Here is a 21,146-nt window from a genome sequence, read left to right on the forward strand (position 1 = left end):
GATGAAAGCGAAAAGGGACGAGAGCGGGGTATACGGATTACAATTCTTGTAGAGCGATTATCTAGAAATAATTCGATAGAGAGCTTGGCTATCGCTGAATTTTCGCTCGAAATAACGAATATCTCTCGCTCGCGATAGATAGGCGATAAGGGAGAAGGGATTTATGATTTTAGTAATACCAAAGAGAGATTTGTAATATGTTAGCTTTTCTGACCGCTCCTCTAAAATCCGCGTCGCGGTCGAATCGAAGTTTTCGGCGATCGAACACGAACGCGATCGATCAGAGTATGACGAACCGGCATACCTGCCCTTGCTGTTCCCACGTTTTACTGCGGCATATCCATTCGGGAGGTCTGTACTGGTACTGTAGCCATTGCCACGAAGCGATGATCGCCTGGGCGTGACCCACGAGCTTCGTGAAAGGCCGACCGCTTCCCCTACAATAAAATACGCACAGAGATCGATCGGGATAGAGACACGAGTGACATTCACCAGTCATTGGATCATGTTGGGTTTACTGCTGGGGTTCGCGATCGCCCATAGCGGACTGGCCGCCCTCCGGACTCGGGGTGAGGCGATAATCGGGGCTAGACTCTATCGGGTACTGTTCGCGCTGGTGAGTCTTCCGCTGGCGACGATTTTAATCGTCTACTTTTTCAACCACCGTTACGACGGGATCGTGTTGTGGAACGCGCGGGATCTGCCCGGAGCGCGGGAATTCGTCTGGATACTCTCGGCCGTTTCCTTCTTTTTCCTGTACCCGGCTACCTTTAACCTACTGGAGATCGCCGCCATCCAAAAACCGCAGGTACACCTGTACGAGACCGGTATCCTACGCGTCTGCCGTCACCCGCAGATGGTGGGGCAGGTGATCTGGTGTATCGCCCACACTTTTTGGTTGGGAACGAGCTTTACTTTTTTAACTTCCCTAGGACTAATCGCCCATCATCTTTTCGCGGTTTGGCATGGCGATCGACGTTTAAGCGCTCGCTACGGGGACGCGTTTTTGAAAGTGAAAGAACGTACCTCGGTAATTCCCTTTCTCGCCATTCTCGACGGACGACAAACCCTCGTCTTATCGGAATTTATCCGTCCCGCTTACATGGGAGTGAGCGCTTTTGTCCTCCTCCTTTGGTGGGGTCATCCTTGGCTAATGCGAGTAACGGGTAAAATTTATTGGTAATATCGCGCCCTACCCTTTTTTTCTTGATCCCGATTGGTGTAGCATAGGGTTCATATCAAAATAAAGTTTTCATAAAACCCCATAGGCATGATGCTGTCTGTAAACGAACAAAGCTTTTCCAAGCTAGTTTTAGAGTCCTCCCGTCCTGTCCTCGTTCACTTTTGGGCGCCCTGGTGCGGCCTGTGCCGTTTAATCCAGCCGACTCTAGCATCGTGGCAATCGGAATGTCAGGGAGAGATCCAGTTAGTCAGCGTGAATGCCGACGAGAATTTTAAACTCGCCAATACGTTCCGTTTGCGGAACCTGCCGACGCTGATCCTGTTCGATCGAGGCACCGTCATCCATCGTTTGGAGGAGATTAACAGTCGCGAGGAGTTACAGCAAACTCTTCGTTTACTAATACGGACACAACTAGTTCGACCGGCGTGAATCGCCTTTCCGCCGATTACCGGCCGAGGGCGTGTAACTCGTTAATGATCTTGGCACAGCGATCGGTCACTTCCTGTAGCGCTTCCCGTTTCGTCGAGGGAGGGGGAGGGATAATGTCGCCTATCCGGATCGTTACCGGGGCATTTTTCGGCAGGGCCGAACCCTCGCGAACGATCTGTTCCGTCCCGATAAGACCGACCGGTAACAGGGGAACCCCGGCTTTCGCCGCGATCATCGCCGCGCCGAGTTTCGGTTCGTGAATCAAGCCGTCCTCGGTCCGCGTTCCCTCTAGAAACACCCCGACCGCCCAACCGCCCTCAAGAGCGTTCAAAGCCGCCCGGATCGCGCCCCGATCGCCACTGCCGCGCTTGACCGGATACGCGCCGTAGAGGGAGATCGCCTGTTTCAAAATCGGGACTTGAAATAATTCTTCTTTGGCCATGAAAGCCACGGGACGACCGACCGCGCAGGATAACATCGGTGGATCGAAATAACTGGCGTGATTGCTAACCACGATCAGGGGATCGACGCGGGGGACCTTCTCGACCCCGTACACTCTGCCGCGAAAATAACCGTGAAGGGCGGGGCTAACGACCGACCATTTAAAAAGGTGATACAGGACTAAACTGGCGAAAGGCTCTCTCTGTCGGGACTGAATCATCACCGCGGGCGAATAATGGACATGGAAAAGCCTTTGAGAGTCTTGCCGTGTTTCGACCTCAAAGGCTTTGCTTTCTTCTCACTCCTCACACATCTACAGAATAGAGTAGGGCGAGGGAAAGAGAAAGCGTGAAAGTACCACTTCTCTAACTGGCATATTTACCTATGGTCGAGGAAGGTGAAGGAATTTCAAGCGTAGAGGCGAGTTCTGTCCGGTCTGTACGGGGAGGAGGCAGGAGTCAGGAGTCAGGAGGCAGGAGTCAGGAGTCAGGAGTCAGGAGTCAGGAGGCAGGAGGCAGGAGGCAGGAGGCAGGAGGCAGGAGTTAGAAGGATAGATCTTCTATATAAATTTCTCCTCCACACCTCCACACCTCGCCACTTCCCCACTTCCCCATCTCCTCGCGAAAACTTTTCCTCTGAAAACCGGAGGCTCGTAACCCGTTGGTTTCCGGTCAGGGTAGGATAAAAAAGATAATTATTTCCCGATCGAGTATCACTTCTCTATGACCAACACGATTGACGATAAAACGATAGTCAAAGATTATTTTAACGCCACCGGCTTCGATCGCTGGCGACGGATTTACGGCGATGGAGAGGTGAACAAGGTTCAACAGGATATCCGCGTCGGTCATCAGATGACGATCGATACGGTGGTCGGCTGGCTGGAAAGCGACGGTAATTTGTCGCAAATCTCGATCGCCGACGCGGGTTGCGGGGTGGGCAGTTTAAGCATTCCCCTCGCCAAAGCCGGCGCGACGGTCTACGCCAGCGATATCTCCGAGAAAATGGTCGCCGAAGCTAGGGAAAGAGCGGAAAAAGCCCTAGAAGACACCAGTAAACTCACTCTCGCCGTCGGCGATCTGGAGGCGTTAACCGGGAAATATCACACGGTTATCTGTCTCGACGTGCTGATCCACTACCCGACCGAGGACGCGGCGGAGATGATCGCTCACCTCGCCTCCCTCGCCGAATCGCGGTTAATCCTCAGTTTCGCCCCGAAAACCTGTTTACTGACGGTTCTCAAGAAAATCGGCGAGTTTTTCCCGGGCCCCAGTAAAACGACCCGCGCCTACCAACACAAGGAAAAAGATATCGTGAAAATCCTGGCCGATAACGGGTTTACCATCGGGCGCACCAGTATGACCAGCACGCGATTCTATTATTCCCGTATTCTCGAAGCCGTTAGAACTCCCGCGGAATAAATGGTAGTCACTCCCCAAACCCTGATCGAGTGGAAACAGCAAAAACGCCCGATCGTCACTTTAACCGCCTGGGATACGCCGATCGCCCGATTTCTCGATGAAGCGGGGGTGGACGCGATCCTCGTCGGCGATTCCCTGGCGATGGTGGCGTTGGGCTATCCGAACACGTTACCCGTTACCCTAGAGGCGATGATCCATCACGCGTCGGCGGTCTGTCGCGGGGTGAAACGGGCTTTGGTGATCTGCGATCTGCCGTTTCTGAGTTATCAGGAAAGCGTCAGTCAGGCGATGCGATCGGCGGGCCGGGTGTTGAAAGAGTCGGGCGCGCGGGGGGTGAAAATAGAGGGGGGTTATCCGGCGATAGTGGAGACGATCGCCCGGTTGACCGAAAGCGGCATTCCCGTGATGGGACACATCGGCCTGACTCCCCAATCGGTACACCGTCTCGGCTACCGTCAGCAGGGCAAAACGGAAATGGAGGCGAAACGCTTACAGGAAGAGGCGTTAGCGTTACAGGAAGCCGGGGTTTTCTCGATCGTCCTCGAACATATCCCCGCGGATCTGGCCGCCTCGATCACCGAGAAATTGACCGTCCCGACGATCGGCATCGGCGCGGGTCCTCACTGTGACGGACAGGTGTTAGTAACCGCCGATATTCTCGGTTTATCGACGAAATCGCCGCCTTTTTCCAAGCAATATGCCAATTTACGCGAGAATATTCTATCCGCGGCGCGAGAGTACGCGAACGAGGTCAGAGAGGGCAAATTTCCGGGAGAGTGAACGATGGAAATCGCGACTTTCGGGGCGGGCTGTTTTTGGAAGACGGAGGACGCTTTTCGGGGGTTGAAGGGCGTTATTTCGACTTCGGTGGGCTATATGGGCGGCCATTTCCCGAATCCGAGTTATTTGGATGTTGTCTCGCGAATCACCGGTCACGCGGAGGTAGCACAGATTCGGTACGATCCCGATCGCATTTCTTACGAAACGTTATTATCTATCTTTTGGTCGATGCACGATCCGACGCAGTTAAATCGTCAGGGGCCCGATCGGGGGGAACAGTATCGATCGATTATTTTTTACCATACCCGCGCGCAAGAAGTGACGGCGAGAGAATCGAAGCGTCAGTTAGAATTATCGGGAAAATACGGGAGATCGATCGTGACGCGGATTGAACCCGCGACGGAATATTATCTCGCGGATGAATCCCACCAACAGTATTTAGAGAAAAAACGGCGTTTACAGACTTCCTGAAATCGGGCGCGACTTTTACGCTCGATCGACGCGAACGATCCCGAACTTCCGTAATAGGATAGAGAGAGTAAGACGCTACAGGAAGACGGAAGATGACGGAATTTCGCGTTGAAAGAGACAGCATGGGGGAAATTCGGGTTCCCGCCGATAAACTTTGGGGGGCGCAAACTCAGCGATCGCTACAATATTTTAGTAACGGGGATAATCTCATTCCCCGCGAGATGATCGACGCTTACGCGGTGTTGAAAAAAGCGTCGGCGATCGTCAATTTCGGGAAAGGACGCTTAAATGAAGAGAGAAAAAACCTTATCTGTCAGGTTTGCGATGAAATCCTCGCCGGGGAACACCGGGAACACTTCCCTCTCTACGTCTGGATGACGGGAAGCGGAACCCAGTTCAATATGAACGTGAACGAGGTGATTTCCAATCGATGCTGTCAACTGACGGGAAATCCCCTCGGCAGTAAAATCCCCGTCGATCCGAACGATCACGTTAATATGTCCCAATCGACGAACGATTCCTTTCCCTCGGCCATGTATATCGCCACCGCGGAGGGTGTAAAAAGACGGCTGATTCCCAGTTTACGGAATCTCCGGGATGCGCTGGATGAAAAAGCGGAGTTATGGAAAGATATCGTCAAAATCGGGCGCACGCACCTACAGGACGCGACCCCTTTAACTTTGGGACAGGAATTTTCCGGTTACGTGGGTTTATTGGATGACGGGATCGACTCGATCGAGAAAGCATTAGAGAAGGTTTATCATCTATCTTTGGGAGGAACCGCGGTAGGAACGGGAATTAACGCGCCGCCGGGGTTCGATGGGTCGGTAGCGGCGGAAATCGCCCGTTTAACCGGTTTACCGTTCGTTACCGCGCCGAATAAATTTACCGTTCAGGGTTCCCACGACGCGCTGGTATTTCTCAGCGGGGGATTGAAAACGATCGCCTCTTCGCTGTATAAAATCGCCAACGATATCCGGTTCCTGAGTTGCGGGCCCCGTAGCGGTATCGGCGAGTTAAATCTACCGGAAAACGAGCCGGGTTCCTCGATCATGCCGGGGAAAGTGAACCCGACGCAATGCGAGGCGTTATCGATGATCGCGATCCAGGTGATGGCGAACGATGTCGCGGTAACGTTCGGTGGCGCGGCGGGACATTTGGAGATGAATGTCTATAAACCCCTGTTGATTCATAATCTTATGCAATCGATCGGGATTCTGTCCGATGGTTGTCGGAATTTCACGGAGTTTTCCATCAAAGGGATGACCGCGAATACGAAACAGATCGAGGCTTTCGTCAATCGATCACTGATGTTAGTCACGGCATTAGCGCCGGTGATTTCCTATCAAAAAGCGGCGGAAGTCGCCCATCACGCGTTACATCACGATCTGACGCTGAAAGAAGCGGCTTTACAATTAGGATACGTCAGCGAGGAGGAATTCGATCGAATTGTCGATCCCGCGAAGATGGTTAATCCCTACGTCGCGGGAAGTTAGCGAGGAAAGGGGGAGAATACGCGTTAGGATCGATAACGGACAATTTTGGATAACGCTTGTGGATACTCCCGTTCTTTCCTCGACCTTTTTTCTCACCCTCCTGCTGATGGTGGGTCTCTTTTTCTTTATTCGCGGTTCGGTGAAAGACCGCACCGAACAAAGGGTATATCTTACCGACACTCCCGATGATTCCCTGTTCGAGCGGTTACGGGAATATTTCGATCGACGCGCGTATCGAGTTACTTCAATAGACCCCTCGAAAAATATCGTTCGATTACAGGGTTTTGTCGCCCCTAGTACCTTTCTCGCAATTTTTTTGACAACTTTGGCGGCTTTCGGTTTTTTCTGTCTTTCGTTGGTTCTCTCGATTCTCTATCCCGTTACGAGTCCCTATATTTTCGTCCTTACCCTTCTCTCTCCGGGCGCGGGAATTTTTTACTGGAAAAAAGCGGGACGGCTGGAGGATGTGGCCTTTAAAGTAGAAGCGAAACCGGATAAAACCGAGTTAACGGTGAAAGCGCACCGGGACGAGTTACGGCAGTTGCAAGATAGCCTTACTTTCCTCGAAAGACAGTAAGCCTAACCTTCCCGAAAGAGAATGATTAAAAAATAGTGATAATTTGTCTGGTACTTTACCCGCGATTCTTACACTAGAAATAGTACGATCACTCACTGCCGTGACTTTCACACCCCGCCATTGCCACAATGAACGAGAGGTGGAAAGTAAATTAATCGTTCAATATTTACTTCCCCGTCTTGGCTACAGTGCCGATTGTTGGTATCAACAAGTTATCCACAGCAACATTCGCTTGGATTTTCTCGTTTCCGCTTACGATTTCGCCGCAGGGAAGAAGCCATCACTCGCTCGTTCTCTGATTATCGAGGCCAAACACCCGAAAGAAAATCTAAACAATCACAGCCACCGTTTAAAGCATTACCTCCATACGGTAAAAGTACCTTGGGGGATCTTAACCAACGGTCACGAAATTCGCCTATATTGGAGTGATAAAAATGACATTCATCTACTTTTTCGGTGTTCTGGATTAGAAATCGAGAAAAATCTAGACAAGCTAAAAGATCTCATCGGACGAGAGAAATTATTGGCAAAATCTCAACCGCTTATAATCCCTAAAACAACTCCTAAACTTCCCATGAAAACGATCGCAATCTACCATCATAAAGGCGGTGTCGGTAAAACTACCGTCGCCACCAATCTAGCGGCGGCCTTCAGCAAACAAGGCAAACGTGTTCTCTTAATCGACATTGACGCGCAGGCGAATAGTACCTTTGCTGTCGGCTTGATCAAGTTCCAATTCGACGAGGACGATGATCTAAGAGACAAGAATGTTTATCACTTACTTGAAAATAATCGCACTAACTTTATTCCAGACATTGCCAGAAAATCTCAGGGTTTCACACAAATTGAAATCGATGTAATTCCATCTCACGTAATGTTAATAGAAAAACAAATCGAGCTAGTACAACGTGGTGGTGCTGAAATTAGATTAGCCAAAAAGCTAGAAAAAGTTGTCGATGATTATGACATTGTTATTATTGATGCTCCCCCCTCGCTAGATTTATATGCTAGAGTTGCCTTGATAGCCGCCGATTATCTGATCGTACCTTCTGACTTAAAACCTTTTTCTAATCAAGGGTTAAAAGGTGTCCAAAAATTGATTGATGAAGAAATAAACGATTTTCGAGATACTATTGGCAGACATCCATTAAAAATCTTAGGTGTTTTACCTTCTAAAATTTCCCCGCATCCCCAATATTTACAATATACTTTTCCTAAACAAAGGCAAGCTATTATTGACCATTATCAGTTGCCATTGTTAGATACGGTTATTTCCGAGAGAATAGCTCTATCTCACTGTGTTAATCAAAACATCACGGTTGGCACTCTACAGATTCCCGATCCGAGATCGATCATTGATTATGCAGAAACTCAATCGAGTGCGAGTATTTCTGCCTCGGAGTTTCAAGCCTTAGCGATAGAAGTTTTAGATAAAATGGCGGTGGTGTAAATGTGGAAATTCTTGCGAATCGATATAGAGAACATAGCTTCACCGGTCGATCCTTCGACCTTCAACGATAACACGAATGATACACTAGAACATTTGGCGACATTAATTATTGAAATGGGAGGATTAGTATGCCCTATCACTCTTGAAAAAATAAGTATTGAACAATACGAGGTTCTGTCTGGACATCTAGAATATTATGCTTCTAAGATTGCTAGTGAGAGAGATCCTAGTATCGAGACAATTAATGCAATTGTAGTTGATAAAGAGGGGGTGGAAAACGCAAGCCAGCAAATTGATTTAATAGGGAAAGGAAAATCCTCAACTGACTCTCCACCTCCAGATACTTTTATCCGTCATTTTAATTATCTCCAGAATCGTTTGGAAAAATATTTCGGAGAAGTACGGCAATTTCAAGAAGAGCGTAAAACCGAGATACACGGTCTCGCTAAAACTGTCGAACAGTTACTTCCACCCATTCCTAAACCGACCATTATAGAGGTTTTGAACAATTATAGCGCTCAAAAACTCACGAGTATGGGTCTTCGTAAAAACATGGTAAATCAAATAATTGAAGAAAGAAAAAAGAAAGCTTTCGAGTCTTTTAGCGAGATGAGAAGTCGAGTTCAAGGATGGGGAGTCGCTACTATCGAAAAATTTCTCGATTTTTACGATAACCTTTAACTGAGTGGTCAATAGATAGGTTGGGTTGAGGTAACGGATGCTGTTGGCGAAATATTCTGTTACCAGAAAATTGGCCCTACGTTGCCCAACTAACCGGTAAATTTAAGACGGCAAAAGGCGAAATCCGCGTTCGCGCGTGGGGGGAATCCTTGTACCCACGCGCGAAGACGCTTGAGATGGATAGCTGTGGCAATAGCGACGTGTTGCCATCGGGTTCGGGCTAAATCGCCAGGACTTACGCGAGTACACGATATATAGTATCGTCTTGTCCGTGGAGATCTGCGATACTTCGCGCGAGTAATGATGAGAGTTGGCTTTCTGTTCCGAGTTACTACAGAAAAACTAGCTGGCTAACTATGTAGTATAGGGATTCTTTCCGCATAACACGCAAAATTAAGAATAATTCTGCATATTCCCCCCGAAATAGGACGATCGCCAGAAACTTTCCCGATCGATCCCCTAACTGGAATACGATCGATCTCGATCGCCTTTCTCAACCTCAAGTTTACCAACCGCACCGAACAGAAGCGAGGGAAGCATAAAGAATCCTTACACGACCATCAGTATTTTTGGAGAACTGGGGATCTAGGATTCGAACCTAGGAAATGGCGGGACCAAAACCCGCTGCCTTACCGCTTGGCTAATCCCCATCGGACACGCATTAGTAATTATAACTATTCCCACCCGAACCTGTCAACATTTTTTTCAAAAGTTTTTAGACGAACTCTCGATCGATGTCTCCGGAGGGGGAAGAAAGCCCGAAAAGCTTTTCGCAGGCGATTTTCTGGGCGGCGGCCTCTTGGGAATAGGTGAAAACGATCGGCAGGTCGTCGTCTATCAGCGAGCGGAACCACGCGAAAACGTAGGGGCTACCGTAGATAATCATCCCCCGTACCCGTCCTGTTTCCAGTAAAGCGCGGTAAATTCGCTTATTTTCTTCCGTCAATCCCGCGCTTCCCCGGAAAGGATTTCCCCGGAGGAAAAGCTGGAGAAGGCTCGATCGATCGTCGTCGGGGCAGTATTTTAAGGTGGTTCGATCGACCGTCTGTACCTCGTAGCCGGCCTGTCGGGGAATCGTCACCGCGGGAGAGGATCGATCGAGAAAATCACAATTCAGTAAATCATCGACGATAATTAAATTTCTACCGTTCCCCGTTTCTAGGGGTAAATTTCCGCCGATTTTACAGGAATCTTTAACGATCGCTTCGACAGTCGCGATGGCGCGGGGTTCGCCGAGGTCAAAAAGAAGCTCGATCGAGTTTTCCGGCGGCCCGAGTTTCTCCTTCGCGCGTCGGATTCTAGCGATCGATTCGAGAATTCTTTCCTCGCTGATTCTGCCCGATGTGACCGCTTTATAGACCGCCTCGATCGCCACTTCCGGATCGGGAGGCATGAGTAAGATATCCGCGCCGGCCTCTACCGCCATCACCGCGACCTCCGCGGGAGAGGCTACTTTCGTCACCCCTCCCATAATTAACGCGTCGGTGACGATGATTCCGTCGAAACCCATTTTTTCCCGCAGTCTCTCGGTGAGGATTTTTCGCGAGAGGGTGGCGGGATGTTCGCGATCCCACGCGGGGATTAAGAGATGTCCGGACATGACGCTATCGACTCCCGTTTCGATCGCCGCCTGAAACGGGGGTAATTCGAGCGTTTCCAGGCGATCGAGGTCATGTTCTAAAACGGGAAGATCGAGATGGGAATCGCTACCGGTGTCCCCGTGGCCGGGGAAATGTTTCGCGGTCGTCAGGACGGGATAGGAACGCGCGCCGAGAATGAACGATCGGGCGAGTTCCGAGACGATTTCCGGCGTTTCCCCGAAGGCGCGGATATTAATCACCGGATTTTCGGGATTATTGTTCACATCGACGATCGGGGCGAGTACCCAATTGATACCGATGCTTAACGCCTCGCGCGCGGTGATCGCGCCCATCCGAAAAGCGTATTCTTTGGCTTTATTTACATCTTTTTTGGCGATTTCTCCCAAAGCCATCGGCGGCGGAAACCAGGTCGCGCCCGCGAATCGCTGTCCCACCCCTTCCTCGATATCCGCCGCGATCAGTAGGGGATGCGGCGACCAATCCTGTAACTGTCGCGTCCGTAGGGCGATTTCGGCCGCGCTTCCCCCGAGGAGAATTACCCCCCCGAGATTGAGGGTTTCCAACCAACGGCGTAGGGTAGAATTCGGGGGTTCCCAGACAGGATAACGGATCTGTCGATCGAACAGGTAGCCGGACGCGCGGACAACCACCATTTGCCCGATGAGTTGTTTTAATTTCGAGGTTCGATCGATCATGGGGAGATGGGGGGATGGGGAGATAATCAAATATTTTGGTGGGTTACGCCTCGCTAACCCACCCTACGGTTTGGTTTATTCTTCCTCGTCGAGATAATCTTCGGAATCGTCGTCTTCGAGGGGTTGATCGGTTTTGATCGTGTCGAGGAGGTGTAACATTCGATCGCCTCTTTCTAGGGAGGTATCTTCGAGAAACACGACTTCCGGGGTTCGGCGTAAACGGATACGCTGGCCGAGTTCGCGACGCACGAATCCGGCGGAGGCTTTCAAGCCGGCCATCGTTTCCGCTTTCGCGTCGGGAGTGCCGTAGATAGACACGAAAATACGAGCGTGTTGGAGATCGTTGGAGAGATCTACGTCAGTAACGCTGACCATGCCCGCGCCAACCCGATCGTCCTTGATTTCCATTAATAACATCTGGCTGACCTCGCGTTTGATCAGCGAGGACACGCGAGATACGCGACGGTTATTCGCCATGATTTACGTCCCCCATAATGGCGCGAACCCTATTATTCTATGTCAATCCCCGTTTCCACGGCCGTTTCTCCCCGCGCGGGGGGAACCGTCGGCTTAACTTAGCCCTAGCATGGCTTTTAACGTGAAATAGAGTAGGAAGAAAACACCGACCAAGATCCCGACCGTGGCGACCGCGGAGACGGGATTTTTGAATAAAGGGGCTAACCAGCCGAAAAACGAGAAGAAAATCCCCAGGCTAAAGCTGATCAGGTAGCGGGGGTAACGGCTAACGTTGTCGAAAAAGTCTCCCATGATGGTTTTCTAGCGCGCGTTGTCTTAGGAGATTATAACGAGTCGCGTCCTCTTGCCGTTACCGGGGGGATGAGGGAGATCGATCGAGCGGTAGCCGATTTGACAGAATTGCCAGGGAAATCTGGAAAGAATAAAAGGCAAGTGCGGGACTAGAATCGTTTTCGGGATTTCTATGGTTTCTATCGAGGAATCCGGGACTTTTCGCCGAAACGATCGGATTCTCCCGCGTGTCGGGAACGCTAAATCCACGGACGGAAGTTGACCGCTCGATCGAGAGGTTATAATCACGTTAAAGTATGTAACGATCCAGCGAAAATTTCTTGACAAAAGATTCTAAAGCTGTTCCCAGTAGAATACACCGAGGGTCTAATTTTTATGACATCGATTCAAGCCGCCCGATTATCGACCGAAGCGTTGGCCCTGGACTTTTTCCGGCAGACGGAAGGGCGCTGGCAGTCCCAGAGACGTTATTACACGCTACAGCAGGAAGTGGAACCGCAGGAAGTGATCAGTTCGATCGAGATCCGCTTTTTGCCGCGGGGTAGCGAGGCGTTAATCCAATTGGCGCGTTTACATCACTTGGAAGATACCGCGCTCCTCGGTGGTTCGGAAGTCACCTGGGAAAGTAACTATATCCGTCCCCACAGCAACAAACCCACGACCGGCGGGACGGTTATCGGTATTTTAGACGATATTCTCTATCGCGATCGCGGTTTCGCGACCTCTAATCCCGTGAGCGCCGTCTATTCTTTTATTAATCCCTCGACCCTCTGTTTACGGACGGAATACGGCGGTTCGGTCTTCGAGGAGGAAATCAAACTCATCGGTCAACAGTACCGCACCCGTCAGACGATTATCTCCCGCGCCGGGGAAGAGATCATGATCGGTCAGTATCTCGAAAAACGGGTCGATTAATCTGGTAGCGAGAGGGGGCTTGCGCCCCTACAGTTCGTTTCTAGGATGACGAGTATTTTCGATCGAAAGGTAGCCGGTATCCATAGAAAATCGATCGATCTCGTAACCGAATACCGAATTAAGTGAACGAGAATCGCGCGGTATTGCTCGCGTCTAAACTGGTTCCGGTAACTCCTAAATGGGTCGCGGTAAATCCGGTGACACCGGCGATAGTCGCGAGTAGGGAACCGGTTCCAAAACCCGCGTTACCCGCGATCCCGTCGCCCACTCGTAATTGAGTATTCGACCCGGAAACTTGAACGTCAATGAAACTAATTCCGGTGAAAGATAATTTATCGGTTCCTTTGACGAATTGATTGATCGTATCACTACCATCTCCGGATGTGTACCGGACAATATCAACGACTCCATCATTCAAACCGAGATTCAACGTATCGTTACCGGTACCCCCCACGAGAATATCGCTTCCCCCGTTGCCGGTGAGGGTATCGTTTCCCGCACCTCCTGTTAGAAGGTTATTGCCACTATTCCCCGTGAGCGTGTTGTTGAGAAGATTTCCCGTGCCGTTAATCGCGGCGGTTCCCGTTAAGGTTAGGCTTTCTAGATTCGCTCCTAATGTATAGGTAACGGAAGATTGAACGGTATCGATTTCCGTGGCGAGGGTCGAGGTTTCGGTAATAATATCGCCGACATTATCGATAATATAGATGTCGTTTCCGGTTCCCCCGATGAGCGTGTCGATTCCCGCGCCACCATTGAGAGTGTTATTACCACTATTGCCGGTTAGGGTATTATTTAACGCGTTTCCCGTACCGTTAATCGTTGCGGTTCCGGTGAGGATGAGATTTTCTAGATTCGCTCCTAATGTATAGGTAACGGAAGATTGAACGGTATCGATTTCCGTTGTGAGGGTCGAAGTTTCGGTAACGATATCGCCAGTATTATCGACAATATAGGTATCGTTTCCAGTTCCCCCGATTATACTATCCGCTCCCGCGCTACCATCGAGAACATTATCGTAATTATTCCCTGTAATCGTATTATTTAAAGCGTTACCCGTGCCATTGATGGCGGAAGTTCCCGTTAAGATTAATTTCTCTAGATTCGCTCCTAATGTATAAGTTACCGAAGATTGAACCGTGTCGATCTCGGTGGTGAGAGTAGAGGTTTCCGTGACCGTATCCCCGAGATTATCGATAATATAAATATCATTACCGGTGCCTCCGATTAGCGAATCGATTCCGGTGCCACCGTCGAGGATATTATCGGCACTATTGCCGGTAATCGTGTTATTTAGCTCGTTACCTGTTCCGTTAATTGCGGCGGTTCCCGTTAATATTAGATTTTCGATATTCGCTCCTAATGTATAGGAGATGGAAGATTGAACGGTATCGATTTCGGTGGGAATAATAGAAGATTCTATCAACACGTCCGCCGAGTTATCGACAATATAAATATCATTCCCCGTTCCGCCAATTAAGGTATCGAATCCCGTCCCGCCATCGAGGTAGTCATCGCCGATTCCTCCCTCTAGATCGTCGTTGCCGTTGCCCCCGTATAAATTATCGTTGTTAATAAGAGAAACGCCATTATTCCCCCCGCTTTGATTGCCGAGATGTAGGTTAGAGACGAATAAACCCGAATCGTAGACCTGATCTCCCGTGTCGGCGATCGCAATTTTTATCGTGTGGCTGGTTCCCGCGTTTAATGCCGCTATCACGCGTAACGGGGAAGAAATCCCATCGTACTCGATCGATAAAATTCCCGCCGTATTATCGGTTAAATTTCCATCGATAACATTCTGACTCAGAATACTCAGGGGTTGATTCGGATTTTGATTGAATAAACCGTAGTTCACACCGTCCACAAGAATCCCGGCGATATCGACAAAAGAAGTATCCGCCCACTCCGGATATTCATCCGAGCCGAACATGACATCGAGACTGATCGTACCCGCGTTGGCACTCGTGGTAAAACTCAGTTCTAATACGGCCGCGTCGCCAGTTACACCCGCCCCCGGAAAGACATTTTGAATAATTCCCTCGATGTCCGCGTCTCCCGGTGTACCGTTAGCCACGCTATAGGAAGAGGAGGTATTTGTTAGCGCGGGATTTCCGTCCCCGGTGGTGAGTAAAATGCCTGAACCTAACACGTAAGAGCTAGTGCTAGTCGTGCCGAAATTGACCGAACTGAATAGGGATACCGCGTTCGTCGCACCCGTATAGGTGGCGCTCGTGATGGTGATGCCGCTATTGGTGGCTAAAATATTTTGTCCGAGGTCAAAAGCCGTTAGAGAAGTATCGAAAGGGGTGAAAATATTGACATTCGGGGTCAGGAGTCCGGTGTCACCGGGATTGGTAGTATTCGTGTCTCCATCGCCGATTAATTGATCGTTGCCATCGCCACCGAATAGGGTATCATTTCCGCCCAATCCGTAGAGCGCGTCATCTCCCGCCTCGCCGCCGAGAACGTTATCGACTCCGTTTCCCGTTAGATTATTATTATTCGCGTTTCCCGTACCGTTGATGTTATCGGTTCCTAGTAGGATTAAATTATCGATCGTGTCGGGTAGGACGGTAGAAATCGTCGATTCTAGGGTGTTATTAACGACGATCGAGGGTTCGGCGATCGTGACCGTACCGTTTCCGTTGAGAATGGTGGCGTTGGTCGCGTTGCCGAGGCTGACGCTAAAGGTTTCCGTTCCCTCGATCGAAGTATCGGTCAGAATAGGAATCGAGATAGTTTTACTGGTTTCCCCGGCCGCGAAAGTTAGGGTTCCCGATAGATTCGTGTAGTCACTTCCCGCGCTTGCCGTCCCGGATATTAAAACGTAATCAACGGTGACATCGCTCGCGGACACGGCGGATAAAGTTACGGTTAGAACCGCGTTCGGATGGTTCGGATCGCCCTCGATAACGGTGACGTTATTAATGGAAAGTTCGGGAAGCGGGGGAGCGATCGGATCGTCGGTAACGGTCATACTGAAGTTATAATCCACGTCCTCGTTAAAGCTCCCCGCGTTAGAGATTTCTAAATGATAGTTTCCGGCGGCGATTCCTTCTAGGGAAAGGAATTCCGTATTACTGCCGGGATTAGAGGATTGAAGGATTAAATTCTGAAAATCATCGTACAGAGAAAGGGTCAGATCGCCGAAGGAATGCGGGGAGGATAGGGAAATACTACTATTACCACCGGGGGAAGTAATGAGTTCAAAATCCCACGTATCGATCGGGTTTCCCGAGGTTAGGGTATCTCCATCGTTAGTAATCGGATTCTCGATCACCCCGAGGTTAAAACTCGATTGTTCTACGGCTAAAGTTTGCCCGTTCAAGGTAATGAACGCGTGATCGTCCTCGGTTTTCAGTTGTGCTAATTTTGTCGCGCTCGGGTCGATTCCTTGAACGACGAGGGCGAAATATTCTCCTTCATCCCCCGCGGTATCCGTCAAATTTACCAGAGCGTCTACAAAATGTCCGATCTCTTCTAAAATAACGGCGTTAATACTGTCAGTGGAAGCGGTGGCTAAAAAACTATCGGATAGATAAATGGTATTGGTGCTAGTCGCGTAGACTCCTTTCGCGTTGCCTAGAACGTTACCGCTAATTACTTCAATATTCGGCAGTTGAGTGAAATCGCCGCTTTGCCATTGGGACTGTAGAGAGTGGGCGATCGACGAATTATATTGAGTTCCGTAGATAGTTTCAAAGAGTGTCCAGAAGTTTTCCGCATCGGCAAAATTACCGAGTTTTTCAGATACAAACTCTAAGTTAATTGCCGTAGAAATACTCATAAGATTACTTCGCTCCTTGTACATCCTTCAGGATCGAAATTATCGGAGAAAAGTAAAGAAGCTGTAAAGAAAATCTCTCTAGCCCGTTCAGGTGATCGGTAGGCGAACCTGAAAACAACTACCCACGCCGACCTGACTGCTGACGGTAATCTCGCCCCCGAGATCGCGGACGATCGACCGACAGATAGCCAGTCCTAACCCCGATCCATCCTGATAGGAACGCGCGCTTTCCTCGCGCCAGAAGCGATCGAACACGAGCGGAATATGCTCTTTCGCGATGCCGATTCCCGTATCCTCGATCCGAACGAGCGCGAATTTATCGTTTCGATCGAGCGTGACCGTGATTTTCCCCCCATCTGGCGTGTATTTGATCGCGTTATCGATGAGGTTAGAAAAAAGACGTTGGAGACGAGCGGGATTCCCCCGGACGGAAACCGGTTGGAACACCTGAAATTGTAAGGTTTGCTCTTTTTCTTCCGCTTTTAACTCCAGAAAATCGATCGCGTCTTCGAGTAATTCATCGAGGGGGATCGCGTCTCCCCGTTCGATCGACTGTCGCGGGGCAGAATCCACCCGCGCCAAAAGTAATAAATCCTCCACCAAACGGCTCATCTGCTCGCTCGCGCTGAGAATTCCCTGAATTTTCCCCGCGTCGGCCGGATGGATTCTTTCCGGGTGCGTTCGGATAACTTCCGCGGAGGCTTTAATCGTGGTGATGGGCCCGCGGAGTTCGTGGGAGGCATCCGCGGTAAACTGTTCCAGTTGTCGGTAGTTGCGGACGATCGGTTTCAGCGATTGCCGCGTTAACCACAATCCCCCCAGCGCGATCAATCCGAAAGCGCCGATTCCCCCCGCGTAAAACCCTAGCCGTAGATTTCCGAGAACGGCCTCGATCGCCTCACCGCTCTCGCCGACGCGCACGAAACCCGCTACGATCGATCGATCGACCGCGGTTTCCGGAATAGCGATCGTCACCGTTCGGAGTCCGATCGTTTCCCCGCCGTTTTCTAGGTAAAGGGTTTGAAATCCCTCGTTCATAGGGAAATCTTTCAGATTTAACGTACCCGCGTGGGTCAATCGCTGTTTTCGCTCGTTAAACCACTCGATACTCTGTCCATTCTGGCGAAGATTCTGCCAGGGAATATCGAGATCTCCGTCTCGATCGAACCGGTAATCGACCCGATCGAGCGCGCGGGGATTCTTTTTGAGAACGTGTAAACTATGACCGGCCGCGTCCGCCAAGTCGAGCAGACGGCGATCGGCCTGTTGATATAAATTCCGGGCGAAAAATCCGTAGATCGTGACATCGGAAATCACGAGAATCGCCGTCATCACTAGCAGGTACGAACCCAATAATCGCCAGTGCAAGGTTTGAAAAAGCGCTCTGGAAATTCTCGAACGCTTTTTAGTCGATTTGTTTGAGACGGTATCCCAGTCCATAGACGGTCTCGATAAAGTCCGACGGCGCGCCCGCCAATTTTAATTTTTTGCGGAGATCTTTAATATGAACTTTAACGGCTTCTTCCCCCGGCGGATCTTCAAAAGACCAAAGATTATCGAGAATATTCCCGCGACTTAAAACGCGGCGACCGCTCCGCAAAAACAATTCTAATAACTGATATTCTTTCGGGGTTAACGATAGCTTTTGTCCGTTATAAGTAACCTCGTGACCGACCGGATCTAAACATAACTGTCGCCATTCCAAGACCGAGGAAAATTTCTCCCGGCCGCGACGCGATAGCGCGCGAATTCGAGCGGTTAACTCGGCCAGATCGAACGGTTTCACCACGTAATCATCCGCGCCGACATCTAATCCCAGAACTTTATCGCGGCTGGTATCTCTCGCGGTCAGCATGAGAACGGGAGTCGTGTGGCCGCGATCTCGCAAGCGCCGACACAGACCGATCCCGTCCAATTTCGGTAACATCACATCGAGAATGATCAGATCGTAAGGGAAAGCCTCGATAAAGTTCCATCCCTCTTCCCCGTCGCTCGTGATATCCACCGCGTACTGATGGTCGCGTAGAGTATCGGCTAACGCGGAAGCCAGACGATTATCATCCTCGACGATCAGGATCTTCATGGAGAGAGTTAAATGACGAGAATATCGGCGGAACTCAGGGAGGGGCGGGTGGTTAAGGTAGCTATCTGAACCGCCGCCTTCGAGCCATTGCCATCGATATCGAAAAATAGCGCGCCTTTACTAACATTATAAATCAGTCGATCGCTACTATCTAAGGCCTTAGATCCGAGAACGAAGCGATCGATACTCAAAACCCCGGCGGTTAATCCCCCACCGAAACCGGCCGCGAAAATCTCGATTTTATCGCCCTGTACACTAGAAAAATCGGTAATTTTATCGATCCCTTCTCCCGTGGCGTTGAAAGCGAAGCGATCGGCTCCCGTTCCCCCGGTCAGCGTATCCGCGCCTTTTTCCCCCACCAGGCGATCGTTTCCGTCCCCGCCGAGAAGCGAGTCCTGACCGTCCCCTCCCCGTAACGTATCGTTGCCCGCGATCCCCTGTAACCGGTTATTGCCGCTATTACCGAAAATCAAATTATCGAGCGCGTTACCGGTTCCGTCGATATCGTTTTGACCGACTAGGGTGAGATTTTCGAGATTATCGCCGAGAATGAAGTTCGCGGAAGATTGTACCGTATCGATTTCCGCGGGGTCGGTGGAGGTTTCCAGAACGAGATCGCCCTCGGTATTGACGAGGTAGGTGTCCTCTCCCGTACCCCCGATCAGCCGATCCTCTCCCGTACCCCCGTCGAGAAAATCGTTCCCCGCGCCCCCGTCGAGAACATCGCTTCCCGCGTCGCCGAACAGGGTATCATTCCCCGCGCCCCCGTTGAGGTTATCATTCCCCGCGGTTCCCGTCAGGTTGAGATCGAGCGGGGGCGGCGGCGTGGAACCGTCCAGAGCGATCGCCACGTTATCGATACCGATGAACACCGCACCGCTATCGATCGGGCCGGACGCGACCAATTTGAGCGAGTCGAAAGGGGTGTTCGCGATACTAAAGGTTCTGTGCAGGGTTCCACTTCCCGCCGCGGCCGCGGTGAAATCCGAGATTAAAGAAGCGTCCGTCGCCACCACGACACCGTTCAGAAAAGCCTGTAGGGTTAGGGTATTCTCGGGAGAGCCGAAAGGCAGGCTAAAAATTTCTAACGTCGCGCTATTCGCCTGTCCCCCGGCGGAGATATCCATCGAACCGAAACGACCGAAAGCGTAACTATCCCCCGGAACGTAACCGCCGAAGGTGAGAATATTGGCGGAAGCGAAGGAACCCAGGCTAGTAAAAGAATCTAGAGTACCGAGCGCGTCGATCGCCCCGACGGTACTATTACCGCCATTATCGGGAGGGAGATAGGGATCGATGTTGGAAAAGGTAATTCCCCCGCTAACGATCGTCGGCGCGACATCCCCTTCCACCCAACCGTCATCGAAGGTCGCGATCAGGGTGTTCGGAGACGGGGGGGGAGGAGCGCTCAGATCCGCGGTTATAGAAACGTTATCGATCCCGATAAAGGTCGCGCCGTTGTTGTCCGGGCCGGAGGAAACCAGCCGCAGTGAGTCGAAGGTAATGTTCGAGAAACCGAAGGTACGATGGCTCGCGAAACCGCCGGAAACGATGGGAGTGAAATCCGAGATTAAAGCCGAGTCCACCGCGACGACAACGCCGTTTAACAGGGCCTCTAATTTCAGCGTATTGTTCGAGGACGAGATGGCATCACTGATGATGTCGATACTGACACTACTGCCTAACCCCCCGGCGGAGATATCCATCGAACCGAAACGACTGAACGCGTAGCCGTCTCCCGGAGCGTAACCGCCGAAGGTGAGGAAATTTCCCGTCGCGAAAGTGCCTAGAGAGGCGGAGTCGGCGACCGTCCCGATCGTCTCCACGGTAAAAACGGGATTATCGGCGCTATTCGGCGGCATCAGGCGATCGAGGAGAGAGAAGGTAATCCCGCCATCGGTCAGACTCGCGGGGCTATATCCTTCGGTAAAACTATCGAAATTCGCGGTTAGTACGGTCAGAACCATCGGTCAATCCTCCCGGATACTCGGACGCTCGCGCTGTGAAACGACTCTGTTCCCAAGCTAACGAGTAAATGTAAAGAAAATAGGGAGATTTTTTCGGAAATTCGCCCTCGTTCTTAAGGATTTATACTCATTCGTCCGGCGATCGGGTCAAACCTTTTTACTCGCGGGACTTCCCACGAGAATCGGGATTGTTAAACCAGAAAGAAAGATAGAGCGAGAATTTAAAATATAAAGCGAGAGAAGCCGCGAGAATCAATCGAAAATTCAAAAATTGAATTTAAACGCTAAAATCCCACAAAAAACGGTCTAATGTCCACGGCTACGGATACAATCTCGCTCGCGCCGGACGTGTATTCTCGCGCTTCCCGTTTTTCCGCGCTCTCCCTCCCGACTTCTTT

At 50.6% G+C, this 21,146-nt stretch carries 19 protein-coding genes and 1 tRNA gene; 11 read left to right on the top strand and 9 right to left on the bottom strand.

The window, feature by feature from the left end:
- The first annotated feature begins 481 nt into the window (after nucleotides 1-481).
- Nucleotides 482-1,183 (top strand): NnrU family protein, encoded by a 702-nt coding sequence (locus V0288_RS02955; RefSeq protein WP_422661877.1) that lies wholly within the window; start codon nucleotides 482-484, stop codon nucleotides 1,181-1,183.
- Nucleotides 1,184-1,270: 87 nt separating this feature from the next.
- Entirely contained in the window at nucleotides 1,271-1,612 is a 342-nt protein-coding gene (locus tag V0288_RS02960) for a thioredoxin family protein (protein WP_332863520.1), read from the top strand.
- 16 nt (nucleotides 1,613-1,628) lie between these two features.
- Here V0288_RS02960 and V0288_RS02965 read toward each other — a convergent pair whose 3' ends face one another.
- On the bottom strand, nucleotides 1,629-2,273 hold the full coding sequence (locus tag V0288_RS02965; RefSeq protein ID WP_332863521.1) for a lysophospholipid acyltransferase family protein: 645 nt from the start codon (nucleotides 2,271-2,273) through the stop codon (nucleotides 1,629-1,631).
- A gap of 164 nt (nucleotides 2,274-2,437) precedes the next feature.
- Between V0288_RS02965 and V0288_RS02970 the strand changes: the two genes are divergently transcribed.
- The 8 genes from V0288_RS02970 (at nucleotide 2,438) to V0288_RS03005 (ending at nucleotide 8,929) form a co-directional block, all read left to right on the top strand.
- Nucleotides 2,438-2,599, top strand: coding sequence for a hypothetical protein (locus V0288_RS02970; RefSeq protein WP_332863522.1), 162 nt, complete (start codon nucleotides 2,438-2,440; stop codon nucleotides 2,597-2,599).
- A 176-nt stretch (nucleotides 2,600-2,775) separates the two neighbouring features.
- Nucleotides 2,776-3,474 (top strand): magnesium protoporphyrin IX methyltransferase, encoded by a 699-nt coding sequence (gene bchM / locus V0288_RS02975; RefSeq protein ID WP_332863523.1) that lies wholly within the window; start codon nucleotides 2,776-2,778, stop codon nucleotides 3,472-3,474.
- The gene (gene panB / locus V0288_RS02980; protein WP_332863524.1) at nucleotides 3,475-4,254 is read left to right on the top strand and encodes a 3-methyl-2-oxobutanoate hydroxymethyltransferase; all 780 of its coding nucleotides are present in this window, start codon (nucleotides 3,475-3,477) and stop codon (nucleotides 4,252-4,254) included.
- A gap of 3 nt (nucleotides 4,255-4,257) precedes the next feature.
- Nucleotides 4,258-4,725 carry a peptide-methionine (S)-S-oxide reductase MsrA gene (gene msrA / locus V0288_RS02985; RefSeq protein WP_332863525.1) on the top strand — a complete coding sequence of 156 codons (468 nt, stop codon included), beginning with the start codon at nucleotides 4,258-4,260 and terminating at the stop codon, nucleotides 4,723-4,725.
- Nucleotides 4,726-4,817: 92 nt separating this feature from the next.
- Nucleotides 4,818-6,221: a class II fumarate hydratase gene (fumC, locus tag V0288_RS02990; protein WP_332863526.1), complete on the top strand. Its 1,404-nt coding sequence runs from the start codon at nucleotides 4,818-4,820 to the stop codon at nucleotides 6,219-6,221.
- A gap of 58 nt (nucleotides 6,222-6,279) precedes the next feature.
- On the top strand, nucleotides 6,280-6,798 hold the full coding sequence (locus V0288_RS02995) for a cofactor assembly of complex C subunit B (RefSeq protein ID WP_332863527.1): 519 nt from the start codon (nucleotides 6,280-6,282) through the stop codon (nucleotides 6,796-6,798).
- A 100-nt stretch (nucleotides 6,799-6,898) separates the two neighbouring features.
- On the top strand, nucleotides 6,899-8,248 hold the full coding sequence (locus tag V0288_RS03000) for an AAA family ATPase (RefSeq protein WP_332863528.1): 1,350 nt from the start codon (nucleotides 6,899-6,901) through the stop codon (nucleotides 8,246-8,248).
- Nucleotides 8,249-8,929, top strand: a complete 681-nt coding sequence (locus V0288_RS03005; protein ID WP_332863529.1) for a DUF655 domain-containing protein — start codon at nucleotides 8,249-8,251, stop codon at nucleotides 8,927-8,929.
- A 577-nt stretch (nucleotides 8,930-9,506) separates the two neighbouring features.
- Here the strand turns inward: V0288_RS03005 and V0288_RS03010 are convergent.
- The 4 genes from V0288_RS03010 to V0288_RS03025 all read right to left on the bottom strand — a co-directional run bounded on the left by V0288_RS03010 (nucleotide 9,507) and on the right by V0288_RS03025 (nucleotide 11,993).
- Nucleotides 9,507-9,579: transfer RNA gene (locus tag V0288_RS03010), tRNA-Gln, on the bottom strand.
- A 65-nt stretch (nucleotides 9,580-9,644) separates the two neighbouring features.
- Complete coding sequence (locus V0288_RS03015; protein ID WP_332863530.1) at nucleotides 9,645-11,225, bottom strand: glycoside hydrolase family 3 N-terminal domain-containing protein; 1,581 nt, start codon at nucleotides 11,223-11,225, stop codon at nucleotides 9,645-9,647.
- Between the two features lie 75 nt (nucleotides 11,226-11,300).
- Complete coding sequence (gene rbfA / locus V0288_RS03020) at nucleotides 11,301-11,702, bottom strand: 30S ribosome-binding factor RbfA (RefSeq protein WP_332863531.1); 402 nt, start codon at nucleotides 11,700-11,702, stop codon at nucleotides 11,301-11,303.
- Between the two features lie 93 nt (nucleotides 11,703-11,795).
- A complete protein-coding gene (locus V0288_RS03025) occupies nucleotides 11,796-11,993 on the bottom strand; it encodes a DUF751 family protein (RefSeq protein WP_332863532.1) in 198 nt (65 codons plus the stop codon).
- Between the two features lie 375 nt (nucleotides 11,994-12,368).
- Between V0288_RS03025 and V0288_RS03030 the strand changes: the two genes are divergently transcribed.
- Entirely contained in the window at nucleotides 12,369-12,908 is a 540-nt protein-coding gene (locus tag V0288_RS03030) for a phycobiliprotein lyase (RefSeq protein ID WP_332863533.1), read from the top strand.
- A gap of 118 nt (nucleotides 12,909-13,026) precedes the next feature.
- Here the strand turns inward: V0288_RS03030 and V0288_RS03035 are convergent, their stop codons facing one another.
- The 4 genes from V0288_RS03035 to V0288_RS03050 all read right to left on the bottom strand — a co-directional run bounded on the left by V0288_RS03035 (nucleotide 13,027) and on the right by V0288_RS03050 (nucleotide 20,748).
- Nucleotides 13,027-16,698: a choice-of-anchor L domain-containing protein gene (locus V0288_RS03035; protein ID WP_332863535.1), complete on the bottom strand. Its 3,672-nt coding sequence runs from the start codon at nucleotides 16,696-16,698 to the stop codon at nucleotides 13,027-13,029.
- An 87-nt stretch (nucleotides 16,699-16,785) separates the two neighbouring features.
- On the bottom strand, nucleotides 16,786-18,066 hold the full coding sequence (locus V0288_RS03040; RefSeq protein WP_332863536.1) for a sensor histidine kinase: 1,281 nt from the start codon (nucleotides 18,064-18,066) through the stop codon (nucleotides 16,786-16,788).
- Nucleotides 18,067-18,103: 37 nt separating this feature from the next.
- Nucleotides 18,104-18,781, bottom strand: coding sequence for a response regulator transcription factor (locus V0288_RS03045; protein ID WP_332863537.1), 678 nt, complete (start codon nucleotides 18,779-18,781; stop codon nucleotides 18,104-18,106).
- An 8-nt stretch (nucleotides 18,782-18,789) separates the two neighbouring features.
- Nucleotides 18,790-20,748: a calcium-binding protein gene (locus V0288_RS03050; RefSeq protein ID WP_332863538.1), complete on the bottom strand. Its 1,959-nt coding sequence runs from the start codon at nucleotides 20,746-20,748 to the stop codon at nucleotides 18,790-18,792.
- Nucleotides 20,749-21,146: the final 398 nt, after the last annotated feature.

The organism is Pannus brasiliensis CCIBt3594 (assembly GCF_036688125.1).
GTDB classification, from domain to species: Bacteria; Cyanobacteriota; Cyanobacteriia; order Cyanobacteriales; family Microcystaceae; genus Pannus; species Pannus brasiliensis.